11 protein-coding genes are annotated in these 13,283 nt (G+C 62.6%); 9 read left to right on the top strand and 2 right to left on the bottom strand.

Annotation, left to right across the window (positions count from 1 at the left end; genetic code table 11):
• Positions 1–74 precede the first annotated feature (74 nt).
• The 8 genes from SKA58_RS06530 (at position 75) to SKA58_RS19385 (ending at position 10,265) form a co-directional block, all read left to right on the top strand.
• Positions 75–1,607: an acyl-CoA carboxylase subunit beta gene (locus SKA58_RS06530; RefSeq protein ID WP_037542684.1), complete on the top strand. Its 1,533-nt coding sequence runs from the start codon at positions 75–77 to the stop codon at positions 1,605–1,607.
• Between the two features lie 29 nt (positions 1,608–1,636).
• On the top strand, positions 1,637–2,827 hold the full coding sequence (locus SKA58_RS06535) for an acetyl-CoA C-acyltransferase family protein (RefSeq protein ID WP_009821596.1): 1,191 nt from the start codon (positions 1,637–1,639) through the stop codon (positions 2,825–2,827).
• Positions 2,824–3,261 (top strand): methylmalonyl-CoA epimerase, encoded by a 438-nt coding sequence (gene mce, locus SKA58_RS06540; RefSeq protein ID WP_009821597.1) that lies wholly within the window; start codon positions 2,824–2,826, stop codon positions 3,259–3,261. Before SKA58_RS06535 ends, mce begins: the two co-directional genes overlap by 4 nt.
• A 114-nt stretch (positions 3,262–3,375) precedes the next feature.
• On the top strand, positions 3,376–5,523 hold the full coding sequence (gene scpA, locus SKA58_RS06545) for a methylmalonyl-CoA mutase (RefSeq protein ID WP_009821598.1): 2,148 nt from the start codon (positions 3,376–3,378) through the stop codon (positions 5,521–5,523).
• Complete coding sequence (gene bioB, locus SKA58_RS06550) at positions 5,523–6,611, top strand: biotin synthase BioB (protein ID WP_232209374.1); 1,089 nt, start codon at positions 5,523–5,525, stop codon at positions 6,609–6,611. The genes scpA and bioB overlap by 1 nt, the downstream gene beginning before the upstream one ends.
• 357 nt (positions 6,612–6,968) lie before the next feature.
• On the top strand, positions 6,969–8,969 hold the full coding sequence (locus SKA58_RS06555; RefSeq protein WP_009821600.1) for an acetyl-CoA carboxylase biotin carboxylase subunit: 2,001 nt from the start codon (positions 6,969–6,971) through the stop codon (positions 8,967–8,969).
• Between the two features lie 103 nt (positions 8,970–9,072).
• On the top strand, positions 9,073–10,119 hold the full coding sequence (gene alr, locus SKA58_RS06560) for an alanine racemase (RefSeq protein ID WP_009821601.1): 1,047 nt from the start codon (positions 9,073–9,075) through the stop codon (positions 10,117–10,119).
• Entirely contained in the window at positions 10,119–10,265 is a 147-nt protein-coding gene (locus SKA58_RS19385; RefSeq protein ID WP_009821602.1) for a DUF2256 domain-containing protein, read from the top strand. The genes alr and SKA58_RS19385 overlap by 1 nt, the downstream gene beginning before the upstream one ends.
• Positions 10,266–10,320: 55 nt before the next feature.
• Here the strand turns inward: SKA58_RS19385 and SKA58_RS06565 are convergent, their stop codons facing one another.
• Together SKA58_RS06565 and SKA58_RS06570 are read right to left on the bottom strand one after the other, a co-directional pair.
• The gene (locus tag SKA58_RS06565; protein ID WP_037542203.1) at positions 10,321–11,493 is read right to left on the bottom strand and encodes an acetyl-CoA C-acetyltransferase; all 1,173 of its coding nucleotides are present in this window, start codon (positions 11,491–11,493) and stop codon (positions 10,321–10,323) included.
• Positions 11,494–11,542: 49 nt separating this feature from the next.
• On the bottom strand, positions 11,543–12,631 hold the full coding sequence (locus SKA58_RS06570) for an alpha/beta hydrolase (protein ID WP_156784146.1): 1,089 nt from the start codon (positions 12,629–12,631) through the stop codon (positions 11,543–11,545).
• On the opposite strand from SKA58_RS06570, the gene phaR reads away from it, so the two are divergent.
• Positions 12,630–13,217, top strand: a complete 588-nt coding sequence (gene phaR / locus SKA58_RS06575; RefSeq protein ID WP_009821605.1) for a polyhydroxyalkanoate synthesis repressor PhaR — start codon at positions 12,630–12,632, stop codon at positions 13,215–13,217. The genes SKA58_RS06570 and phaR overlap by 2 nt on opposite strands.
• The last annotated feature ends 66 nt before the right edge of the window (positions 13,218–13,283 follow it).

The raw sequence follows: 13,283 nt of genomic DNA on the forward strand, positions 1-13,283 counted from the left end.
ATTTGCGAAGACGCGGCCGCGCTGTCTAGGAGGGACGCCAACCTGTCTGAGCCGCTTTCGGAGAGATGCCCACCATGTCGAAGCTCGCCATCATTGAACAGTTGGAAGCCAAGCGCGACGCCGCTCGGCTGGGCGGCGGTCAGCGCCGCATCGACGCGCAGCACGCCAAGGGCAAGCTGACCGCGCGGGAGCGGATCGAAGTGCTTCTGGATGAAGGCAGCTTTGAAGAGATCGACATGTATGTCGAGCATAATTGCGTCGATTTCGGCATGGACGAAGCGCATGTGCCGGGCGACGGCGTCGTTACCGGCTCAGGTACCGTAAACGGGCGGCTGGTCTTCCTCTTCAGCCAGGATTTCACCGTCTATGGCGGCGCGGTGTCGGAACGGCACGCGATGAAAATCTGCAAGATCATGGATATGGCGATGAAGGTCGGCGCGCCCGTGATCGGCCTGAACGACAGCGGTGGCGCGCGCATCCAGGAGGGCGTGGCATCGCTGGGCGGCTATGCAGAGATTTTCCAGCGCAATGTGCTGGCGTCGGGCGTGGTCCCGCAGATCAGCGTCATCATGGGACCGTGCGCGGGCGGCGCGGTCTATTCGCCTGCTATGACGGACTTCATCTTCATGGTGAAGGATAGCAGCTTCATGTTCGTGACCGGCCCCGATGTGGTCAAGACCGTCACCAACGAAGTGGTCACGCAGGAAGAACTGGGCGGCGCGGTGACGCATACGACCAAGTCAGGCGTGGCGGACGTGGCGTTCGAAAATGATATCGAAGCGCTGCTGGCGGTCCGAGACTTCGTCGATTTCCTGCCTGCGTCGAACCGCGATCCTGTGCCTGAACGACCCAGCGCGGACCCGTGGGACCGGATCGAACACAGCCTCGACACGCTGATCCCGGCCAACGCCAACCAGCCCTACGACATGCATGAACTGATCCGCAAAGTGGTGGACGAGGGTGACTTCTTTGAAGTTCAGCCGGCCCATGCGGGCAATATCCTGTGCGGCTTCGGCCGGATCGAGGGGAAGACGGTGGGCATAATCGCCAACCAGCCGATGGTGCTGGCGGGCGTGCTCGACATCAACTCGGCGAAGAAGGCGGGGCGCTTCGTACGCTTTTGCGATGCGTTCGAAATTCCGATCGTGACGTTCGTGGACGTGCCGGGATTCCTGCCGGGCACCGCGCAGGAACTCAACGGCATCATCAAACATGGCGCCAAGCTGCTGTTCGCCTATGCTGAAGCGACTGTGCCCAAGATCACGGTCATCACGCGCAAGGCCTATGGCGGTGCCTATGACGTCATGAGTTCCAAGCATCTGCGCGGCGACCTCAACTATGCCTGGCCGACCGCGGAAATCGCGGTGATGGGTGCCAAGGGCGCGGTGGAGATCATCTTCCGCGGCAAGACGCCTGAGGAGATTGCCGAGCGGACGAAGGAATATGAAGACCGCTTCGCCAACCCCTTCGTGGCGGCGAGCAAGGGCTTCATCGACGAGGTGATTCAGCCGCATTCGACCCGCAAGCGCATCGCGTTGGGGCTGCGCAAGCTGCGGAACAAGCAGTTGGAAAACCCCTGGAAGAAGCACGACAATATCCCGCTGTAAGCGGTATCGTAACCGGCGGAGTGGATTTTATGAGCAACGGACAGGATATTTTCATCGTCGCTGGTGCGCGCACGGCGATCGGGACGTTCGGTGGGGCGCTGGCGTCTTTCCGGCCAGCCGAACTGGGCGCCATCGTCATCAGGGAAGCGATCGACCGGGCGGGTATTACCGGGGCCGATGTGCAGAATGTCGTCATCGGCACGGTGGTTCCGACCCAGCCCAAGGACGCCTATGTCAGCCGCGTCGCGGCGGTGAACGCGGGCATACCGACCGATGCGCCGGCGATGAACGTCAATCGGCTGTGTGGTTCGGGGCTTCAGGCCATCGTGTCGGCGGCGCAGGCGATTGCGCTGGGCGAGCATGATGTTGCTGTAGCTGGCGGGGCCGAGTCCATGTCCAATGCCCCGCATATGGTGCTGTCTGCGCGCAATGGGCAGAAGATGGGCAATATCGAGATGGTCGACGCCATGCTTGGCGCGCTGCACGATCCGTTCGAGAATATCCATATGGGTGTGACGGCGGAAAATGTCGCCGAACGCTGCGGCATCAGCCGCGAGGAGCAGGATGCCGTGGCGGTGGAAAGCCACAAGCGCGCCGCGGCTGCCATTGCGGCAGGCTATTTCAAGGAGCAGATCGTTCCGGTCGAAATCAAGACGCGCAAGGGCGTCACCATCTTCGACACCGACGAGCATGTCCGCGCGGACGCATCGTTGGAGGGAATGGGCGGCCTTCGGCCCGTGTTCAAGAAAGACGGCACAGTAACGGCGGGCAACGCATCGGGCATCAATGACGGTGCGGGCGCTGTCGTGCTGGCCAGCGGGAAGGCCGTCGCGGAAAAGGGCCTGAAGCCGCTCGCCCGGATCATCGCCTGGGGCCACGCGGGCGTTGAACCCAGCGTGATGGGACTTGGCCCGGTGAAAGCGGTTCCGGTCGCGCTCGCCCGCGCCGGCCTGACGCTCGACCAGATGGACGTGATTGAAAGCAACGAGGCCTTCGCTGCGCAGGCCTGCGGCGTTGCCAAGGAACTGGGCTTCGACCCGGCCAAGACAAATCCCAATGGGTCGGGCATTTCGCTCGGGCATCCGATCGGGGCGACCGGCGCGATCCTGACGATCAAGGCCGCCTATGAGCTGAAACGGACCGGTGGCCGCCATGCGCTGATCACCATGTGCATCGGCGGCGGGCAGGGCATCGCCATGGTGATTGAGGCGGTGGCGTGAAACTGGGCCGGCTGAACCATATCGGGGTGGCGACGCCTTCGCTGGACGCGAGCCTCGCTTATTATCGCGACGTCATGGGGGCAACACTGGCGCATGACCCGTTCGATTTGCCGGCGCAGGGCGTCAAGGTCTGTTTCGTCGATACGCCGGGAGAAAATGGCACTGCGGGCACGCAGATCGAACTGATCGAACCTTTGGGTGAGGCCAGCCCGATCCATGGGTTTCTGGCCAAGAACCCGGCCGGCGGGCAGCATCATATGTGCTATGAAGTGCCCGACATCATGGAAGCGAAGGCCTGGTTTGAAAGGCTGGGCAAGAAGATACTGGGCGAACCGCGCATCGGCGCACATGGCACGCCCATCTTTTTCGTGCACCCCAAGGACATGAACGGGGTGCTGACCGAGATTATGGAGACGCCCAAAGAGGCGCATTGAAAACTGAAACCCGTTCGTTTCGAGCAGCTTCGAGCACAGTTGAGAAGCGTCCGTCGAGAAAGGTTCTCGACAAGCTCGAACCGAACGGAGGTTGGTGACAGGGACGGAAATTGCATGACCGAGAAGCCGACGCTGGATCAATGGGCCGCCGCTGCCGCCAAGGAGGTGAAGGGCAAGGACCTGAACTGGGAGACCCCGGAAGGGATCACAGTGAAGCCGCTTTACACGGCCGACGATGTCAGCGTGGATCCCGGTTTGCCCGGCTTCGCGCCTTTCACGCGGGGCGTGCGCGCGTCCATGTATGCCGGGCGACCCTGGACCATCCGCCAATATGCCGGTTTTTCGACCGCCGAAGAATCCAACGCCTTCTATCGCCGCAACCTGGCTGCGGGTCAGAAAGGGCTGTCTGTCGCGTTCGACCTGGCGACGCACCGGGGCTATGACAGCGACCATCCCCGCGTGACGGGCGACGTCGGCAAGGCCGGCGTGGCGATCGACAGCGTGGAGGATATGAAGATCCTGTTCGACGGCATTCCGCTCGACAAGATGTCGGTCAGCATGACGATGAACGGCGCGGTGATCCCGATATTGGCGTTCTTCATCGTCGCGGGCGAAGAGCAGGGCGTCGATCGCGCGCTGCTCGACGGAACCATCCAGAACGACATCCTCAAGGAGTTCATGGTCCGCAACACCTATATCTACCCGCCCGAACCCTCGATGCGGATCATCAGCGACATTTTCGGCTATACGTCGCGCGAGATGCCCAAGTTCAACAGCATCTCCATTTCCGGCTATCATATGCAGGAGGCCGGCGCGACGCAGGTGCAGGAGCTGGCCTTCACCATCGCCGACGGCATCGAATATGTGAAATATGGCGTGGCGTCGGGCCTCGACATCGACAAGTTTGCCGGGCGGCTGTCCTTCTTCTTCGCCATCGGCATGAATTTCTTCATGGAAATCGCCAAGCTGCGGGCGGCGCGAGTCCTATGGCATCGGGCGATGACGCAGCTTGGCGCGCAGCAGGAGCGATCCAAGATGCTGCGCACCCACTGCCAGACGTCGGGCGTGTCCCTGACCGAGCAGGATCCCTATAACAACGTCATGCGGACCACCATTGAGGCGATGGCCGCGATGCTGGGCGGCACCCAGTCCCTGCACACCAATGCGCTGGATGAGGCGATCGCCCTGCCAACCGACTTTTCCGCCCGTATCGCCCGCAATACCCAGTTGGTGATTCAGGAAGAAACCGGCATGTGCAATGTCGTCGATCCGCTGGGCGGCAGCTATTATGTCGAGGCGCTGACCCAGCAGCTGGTGGACGCCGCGCAGGAGATCATTGATCGGGTCGAAAACGAGGGCGGCATGGCCAAGGCGGTCGCCGCCGGCTGGCCCAAGGCGATGATCGAGACGGCAGCGGCTGCGCGGCAGGCCCGCGTCGATCGCGGTGAGGATGTGATCGTCGGCGTCAACAAATATCGCCGTGCCAACGAAGACCTGCTGGAGACGCTGGAAGTCGACAATAGCAAGGTGCGCGAAGCGCAGATCGCCCGCATCAATCGCGTCAAGGCAGACCGTGACGAAGCGGCCTGTGAGGCGGCGCTCGACGCCCTGCGCGCGGCGGCGGCCGGCCCTCAGAATATCGAGAATAATCTGCTCGCTCATGCGGTCGAAGCCGCCCGCGCCCGCGCGACGCTGGGCGAAATCTCCTCCGCCATGGAGGACAGCTTCCAGCGCTACGGCACGCAGCCGACGCCTGTGAAAGGCGTCTATGGCGCGCCGTACAAGGATGACAGCCGCTGGCAACAGGTTCTCGACGGCGTGCAGGCCGTCGAACGGCGCCTCGGTCGAAGGCCCAAGCTTCTCGTTGCGAAGATGGGCCAGGATGGACACGACCGGGGCGCCAACATCATTGCATCGGCTTTTGGCGATATGGGCTTTGACGTGGTGTCCGGGCCACTGTTCCAGACGCCGGAGGAAACGGTAGTGCTGGCGCTGGATAGTGGCGTCGATGTGGTTGGCGCCTCCAGCCTGGCCGCCGGGCACAAGACCTTGATCCCCGAACTGATCGCCAAGCTGCGCGAGCAGGGCCGCAGCGATATCAAGGTGATTGCGGGCGGCGTCATCCCGCCGCAGGATTATGACTTCCTCCGTGACGCGGGCGTCCAGGGCATTTATGGCCCTGGCTCCAATGTCGTGGAGTGCGCCGCCGATGTGTTGCGCCTCCTTGGCCACAACATGCCCCCGCTGGAGGAAGCCGCGTGATGAATAGCCCCGAAACCCCATCTCCGTTCGGTTCGAGCTTGTCGAGAACGGCTGCACAGGGTTCTGGACAAGCTCGAACCGAACGGGAAGGGGGAACTCCTCGCACCGACTGGACGCGCGAGGAAATCGCCGCGCTGTTCGACCTGCCTTTCAACGACCTGATGTTCGATGCGCAGTCGATCCATCGCGCCAACTTCCCGCACAATCAGGTGCAGTTGTCCACTTTGCTGTCGATCAAGACCGGCGGCTGCCCGGAGGATTGCGGCTATTGCAACCAGTCCGCCCATGCCGAAAGCGGCCTCAAGGCCGAAAAGCTGATGAGCGTGCAGGCGGTCATGCAGGCGGCGGCGCAGGCCAAGGATGCGGGCAGCTCGCGCTTTTGCATGGGCGCGGCCTGGCGCAATCCCAAGGATCGGGACATGCCCGCCATCGTCGAGATGGTGAAGGGCGTGCGCCAGATGGGCATGGAAACCTGCATGACGCTGGGGATGCTGAGCGAAAGCCAGGCGGACATGCTGGCCGACGCCGGCCTCGATTATTACAACCACAATATCGACACTTCGCCCGAACATTATGAGAAGGTCATCACCACGCGGACCTTCGACGACCGGCTGGTAACGCTCGAAAATGTCCGTAATTCAGGTATTAACGTGTGCAGCGGCGGCATCGTGGGCATGGGCGAGACGCGCGAGGATCGCGTCGGCTTCCTGCACGCGCTGGCCGTTTTGCCCCGCCATCCCGAAAGCGTGCCGATCAACGCGCTGGTTCCGGTCAAGGGCACGGTGCTGGGCAATATGCTGGCCGACACGCCGCTCGCGAAGATCGACGAGATCGAGTTCGTCCGCACGGTCGCGGTCGCACGGATCGTGATGCCGGAAAGCATGGTGCGGCTCTCTGCCGGGCGCGAGAGCATGAGCGAGGCCTGTCAGGCGCTCTGCTTCATGGCAGGCGCGAACAGCATCTTCACCGGGGACAAGCTGCTGACAACGGCGAATGCGGGCGACAATGCCGACGCGGCGTTGTTTACGAAGTTGGGCGTCGTGCCGATGCAGGCCGAGGTCAAGGTTGAGCTGGAGGCGGCGGAGTGAAATTCGCCCCCACCCTCGTCACCCCGGATTTAATCCGGGTTCCCGCTTCTTCTTCGCCGCCGCGCGGGAAGAAAGCGGGATGCCCGATTAAGTCCGGCATGATGAGCCTAAAGATGTCGAAACTTTGAAATGAAGCGGATCACACCGCTCGGCTACGCACTCGTGACGCTAGCCTACTGGTGGTGTGCACTCACAATTTTGGGTCTGATCTCCGTAATGTTCCATTGCAGAAGTTATGGTGATGACGCCTGCTGGGAGACTTCAGGGCCCATCCTTTGGGGTGGGCTATGTTTAGGAGCGGTGGGGTACGTCTTCGTAATTCGCCGGTTAAGGAATAAGGGCAAGGATTAGAACGATATGGCAATCACCAAGATCCTGATCGCGAACCGTGGCGAAATTGCGTGCCGTGTCATGCGCACGGCCAAGAAGATGGGCATTGCGACCGTCGCGGTCTATTCCGATGCCGATGCGCGCGCGCCGCATGTGCTGATGGCGGACGAAGCCGTGCATATCGGCCCGTCGCCCGCCGCCCAATCCTATCTGCTGGCTGACAAGATCATCGAAGCGTGCAAGGCGACCGGCGCCGACGCCGTCCATCCCGGCTATGGCTTTCTTTCGGAACGCGAGAGCTTCCGCAAGGCGCTGGATGCGGAGGGTATCATCTTCGTCGGGCCTCCCGCCAATGCCATCGCGGCCATGGGCGACAAGATCGAGTCCAAGAAGCTGGCCAAGGAAGCGGGAGTCAACGTCGTCCCCGGCTTTGTCGGCGTCATTGAGGACACAGACCATGCCGTAAAAATCTCCAACGAGATCGGCTATCCGGTGATGATGAAGGCCTCGGCCGGCGGCGGGGGCAAAGGCATGCGGCTCGCCTATAGCGAGCAGGATGTGCGCGAAGGATTCGAGGCGACCAAGCGCGAAGGGCTGGCGTCCTTCGGTGACGATCGCGTCTTCATCGAGAAGTTCATCGAAAGCCCGCGCCACATCGAAATCCAGGTGCTGGGCGACCAGCATGGCAATATCGTCTATCTGAACGAGCGCGAATGTTCGATCCAGCGCCGCCATCAGAAAGTGGTCGAGGAAGCGCCATCGCCCTTCGTGTCGCCCGAAATGCGCAAGAAGATGGGCGAGCAATGCGTCGCGCTCGCCCGCGCCGTCGGCTATTTCAGCGCGGGCACGGTCGAACTGATCGTGTCGGGAGAGGACAAGACCGGCGACGGCTTCTACTTCCTGGAAATGAACACCCGGCTTCAGGTCGAACACCCTGTCACCGAAGAAATCACCGGCGTCGACCTTGTCGAACAGATGATCCGGGTCGCCAATGGCGAAAAGCTCGCCTTCGGCCAGGCCGACGTGAAGATCAACGGCTGGGCGATCGAGAACCGCGTCTATGCCGAAGATCCCTATCGCGGTTTCCTTCCCTCGACCGGCCGCCTGATCCGTTACAATCCGCCGGAGCAGGGCACGGACGAGACCGGCGCGAAGGTGCGCGTCGACGATGGCGTTGCGGAAGGCGGTGAAGTCTCGATGTTCTACGATCCCATGATCGCCAAGCTGGTGACATGGGCGCCCACGCGCCTCGAAGCCATCGACAAGCAGATCGAGGCGCTCGACCGCTTCGAGATCGAGGGGCCGGGGCATAATATCGATTTCGTGTCCGCATTGATGCAGCATGAGCGCTTCCGTTCTGGCAACATCACCACCGGCTTCATTGCCGAGGAATATCCCGAAGGCTTCAAGGGCGCCCCGGCGTCTCCGGAACTGCTGCGCCAATTGTCGGCCATCGGCGCTTTCGCCGCGATGGCGCAGGCTGATCGCGCCCGCCGGATTGAAGGGCAACTCGGCAAGCGGTTGTCCCCACCCACGGGCTGGCAGGTGAAAATCGGCGATGCGGTCCACGATGTCGTGATCGATGGAGACCATGTCACCGTCGATGCCGAAAGCATCGACATGGCGCTGGAATATACGCCGGGCGACCGATTGATCGAGGCGGAGTTCGGCGACAAGATGCTGGCGGTCCGCATCGCATCGGCCCGGTCCGGTTTCGTCCTGACGGCGCATGGCGCAAGCCATCGCCTGCGCATCCTGCCCGCGCATGCTGCGCCCTATGCTGCGCACATGCTGGAAAAGGTTGCGCCGGATCTTTCAAAATATCTGATTTGCCCGATGCCCGGACTGCTGGTCGCGCTCAACGTCAAGGAAGGCGACAAGGTCGAGGTCGGCCAGCCGCTTGCCGTCATTGAAGCGATGAAGATGGAAAATATCCTGCGCGCAGGCAAGGCGGGTACGGTCAAGAGCGTGTCGGCCGCGCAAGGCGAAAGCCTGCCGGTGGACGCGGTGATCCTGGAACTGGAATAGGCCAGGCGTCGCAAACGGCTCGACGCAGGAGTCGTTTGAGCGGACATGGATTGCCCGGCCTGCCCCCTCGACGGCGAAGGCGCAGCCCGCTATCCGCGTCGCGATGCATGGCTATATCGCTCCGCTTCGGCTGCGCCTGGATGGCGACGCGCTGGTGTCCAACTGGCGCTGGCTGGCGCGGATGAGTGGCCCGGCGGCGTGCGGCGCGGCCATCAAGGCCAATGGCTATGGGCTGGGTGCGGAGGAGGTCATGCGCCGCCTTACGCGCGCGGGCTGTCGCGACTTTTTCGTGTCCAATTGGGGGGAGGCCCTGGCGCTTGAGCCATTGATGGCGGATGGGGTGCGCCTGTCCGTGCTGCATGGCGTGCGCGACGAGGATATGGCTATCGCCGTTGCGTCGCGCGCGAAACCCGTTCTGTGCGCTCCCGCGCAGGTCGCGCGGTGGCGCGATGCGGGACAAAAGTCCTGCGACGTCATGATGGATACCGGCATGAACCGGCTCGGACTGGACTGGCGTGGCGATGCGGCTGGAATGTTGGCCGGGCTGACCATCGAAACGGTCATGAGCCATCTCGCTTCGGCCGACGAAGAGGTGGCGCTCAACGCGGTGCAACGGGATCGCTTCGTGCAGATTGCCCTTGGCGTCCCGGCAGAACGATATAGCCTGGCCAATAGTGCAGGCATCTGCCTGAACGCCGATTATCGGTTCGACCTGACACGGCCGGGAATCGCGCTTTACGGCGGCGTGCCTCATGCCAAGGCAGCCGGGCATATCCGCCAAGTCGTGCAGCCGCAGGCGCAGATATTGCAACGGCGTCGGCTGATCGCGGGGGACAGCATCGGCTATAATGCGACCTTCACCGCAGAACGGGATCATGAGGTGGCCATTTTGAACCTTGGCTATGCCGATGGGTATCTGCGCGGTTTTTCCGGCACGGGTGCGGCGAGCGTGGCGGGCGTTCGCCTGCCAGTGCTGGGACGGGTGTCGATGGACCTGGCGGCGATCGATGTCAGCGCCGTGCCCGGCCTGTCCGAAGGAGACTGGGTCGATATCGATTATGATCTGCCGCGCGCTTCGGCCGCGTCGGGCCTGTCGCAATATGAGCTTCTGACAGGGCTTGGCGCACGTTATGACCGGCTGTGGGCTTGATGCCGCGGGGCGTCGCCAAAGCGCATCTGCCGACGAAGACGTGCCCGGTCTGCCAACGCCCCTTTGCCTGGCGCCAGAAATGGGCGCGGGACTGGGAGAGCGTCATTTATTGTTCGGAGCGGTGCCGGCGGTCCAAAATATCTTGAAAAAAAAGGCCGCCAGGTTTCGCCCGGCGGCCTTTTGCGATCATGCGACTTCAGATCAGCGTTCGATGCACATGGCAACGCCCATGCCGCCGCCGATGCAAAGCGTGGCCAAGCCCTTTTTCGCGTCGCGCTTGCCCATTTCATAGAGCAAGGTCGTCAGCACCCGCGCGCCCGATGCGCCGATGGGATGGCCGATCGCGATTGCACCGCCATTCACATTGACCTTGTTAGGATCAAAGCCCAGTTCCTGGCTGACGGACAGGGCCTGTGCCGCGAACGCCTCATTGGCTTCGATGAGGTCGAGGTCGGCGACCGACCAGCCCGCCTTGGACAACGCCTTGCGGCTGGCCGGAGCCGGGCCAATGCCCATGATCGACGGATCGACGCCGCAGGTCGCAAAGCCTGCGATACGGCCCAGGATCGTCGCGCCGCGCTTGGCGGCCTCATCGGCCGTCATCAGCACCAGCGCGGCGGCGCCGTCGTTCAGGCCGCTGGCATTGCCTGCCGTGACCGAGCCGTCCTTCTTGAAAGCGGGTTTGAGGCCACTCATCGCCTCGATCGTCGCGCCATCGCGGATATATTCATCGGTATCGACGATCGTGTCGCCCTTGCGCCCCTTGACCGTCACGGGCGTGATTTCATCCTTGAAGCGACCGGAGGACCGCGCGGCCGACGCCTTGTTCTGGCTGGCCACGGCGAATGCGTCCTGCGCTTCGCGGCTGATCTGATATTTCTCGGCCAGATTCTCGGCCGTAATGCCCATATGATAGCCGTTGAACGCATCGGTCAGGCCATCGACGATCATGGTGTCGATCAGGCTGACATTGCCCATTTTCTGCCCGGCGCGCAGGAACTGGGCGTGCGGGGCGAGCGACATATTTTCCTGACCGCCCGCAACCATGATGCGCGCGTCGCCCAGCGCGATCGCCTGCGCTGCGAGCGCGACGGCACGCAGGCCTGACCCGCAGACCTGATTGATCGCGAAGGCGGTACGGTCCACCGGGATGCCGGCAGCGATCGCTGCCTGACGGGCGGGATTTTGGCCCAGCCCTGCGGTCAGGACATGGCCCAGAATGACTTCATCCACCTCCTCGGCCGAAACCCCCGCCTGTTCCAGCGCGGCCTGAATCGCGGTCTGGCCCAGGACATGCGCCGGCGTGCTGCTGAATGCGCCAAGAAAGCTGCCGACAGGCGTGCGCTTCGCGGCGGTGATGACGATGTCTGACAAGGCCTCTATCCTCTTTGATGGTGGATGGGTTTTCGCAGGCGCAATAGCATCAGCCGCCATGGCTGGAAAGCCAGTGGGACAAAGGTTGCCACAGCAGTTCGGGGGCGCGGCTGCCGACTACCATCCCCACATGGCCGAGCGACAGGCTGCGCGCCTCCCGCAGGTGCGGGCTGGCGGCCGCCGGCACGATGCGGTCGGTAGTGGATCGGATCGACAAAGTGGGACAGGTGAGGGCTTGGGGATCGACCGTCATATGTCCTATGCGCCATTGCCCGCGTCCCGGCGCATCGCCAGCATAGAAGGATTCGAACAGGTCGCGTCCCGCAGCATAGGTCAGCGGTGGCCCCTCATTCGCCCAATCCTCGACCGCCAGAAATGCCTGCTCAGCATCCGAAGCCGATTCGGCGTCAGCGAAGTCGGCGAACTTGCGGATGGTGCGCGCGGGGTCCATCGCCCAGAAGCCTGACTGCAAGACCTCCATCGGCACATAACCGATCCGCTGGCACATCGCTTTCGCGCCACTCCATAGTGAGGCGATCAATTCCAGATCGGCCGCGGGGAAATGACTGAAGCGCCACGGGGCCGCAATGGTCGCGACTGCCGCTGTGGGGACGAGCGCCGCCGCTCCCAATGCCAGGCTGCCACCCAGGCAGTAGCCAACAAGAATTGGCGGGCGCGGCAGGGCGGCGAGCAGCGGGAGCAGGCGTTCCGTCACATGCCCGTCGAGGCCAAGCGAGGCATCCGCGCCGTCGGGCGCCCCCCAATCGACCAGATAGGCGTCGTGCCCTGCTGCGACCATGTGGCGCAGCAAGGATCGGCGTTCCGATAGATCGAGCACATGCGGAGGATTGATCAGCGAAGGAATGAAGACCACCGGAAAACGATCGCTTTGTGCGCCATATTGCAGCAAGCGCGCCGATCCGGCGTGGGCAACAGGCCGCCCCGCATTACGCACTGGCGGCCGATCGGCGTTCTGATATTTGCGCAGTCCCGCAAGCGCGCGCTTGCGAAGGTCTGGATCACCCTCTGTCTCGCGCCATAAAATATTGAGAAAAAGGGGCAAAGGCCGGGGGCCATGTTGCGGTGCGGCAACGCCCTGTGCTATTGCGGCATTCGCAGGTGTGGGAGAGGTATCCATGTCCAAATCAAAGGCCGCCAATAGTTCGGAACCGGTCGTCATCAAGAAGTACGCCAACAGGCGGCTCTATAACACCGAAACATCCAGTTACATCACCTTGGACCTGTTGTCGCAGATGACGCGGGAAGGGCGGGAATTTGTCGTGGTCGACGCCAAGACCGGCGAGGATATCACGCATAATGTGCTGACACAGATCATCATGGAAGAGGAACAACGCGGCAAGAACATGCTGCCGGTCAACTTCCTTCGCCAGTTGATCGCCATGTATGGCGATTCGATGCAGTCGATGGTTCCGCAATATCTGGAAGCGTCGATGGATGCGTTCCGCAAGAATCAGCAGCAATTCCAGGAAGCGATGAAGGGCGCGTTCGGCGGTGGCCCGCTGGCGGAGATCGCCAAACGCAACATGCAGATGTTCGAAGCAGCCGCCAGCGCTTTTGGCAACGGCGTACCGGGAATGCCCGGGACGATGCCGGGTGCGCAGCCGACGCCGGGCAGCGTATCGGAAGGCGCGAAGGACGACGAGATCGCTGAACTCAAGGCGCAGCTCTCCGCGCTCAATGCCAAGATCGACAAGCTGAGCTGACCGCGTCGGCAAAGGGTCGACAGGGATGGCGCGTCTGGCCTATGGCGCGCCATTCTCTCAATCGAC

The sequence above is a fragment of the Sphingomonas sp. SKA58 genome, from assembly GCF_000153545.1.
Taxonomy (GTDB): domain Bacteria; phylum Pseudomonadota; class Alphaproteobacteria; order Sphingomonadales; family Sphingomonadaceae; genus Sphingobium; species Sphingobium soli.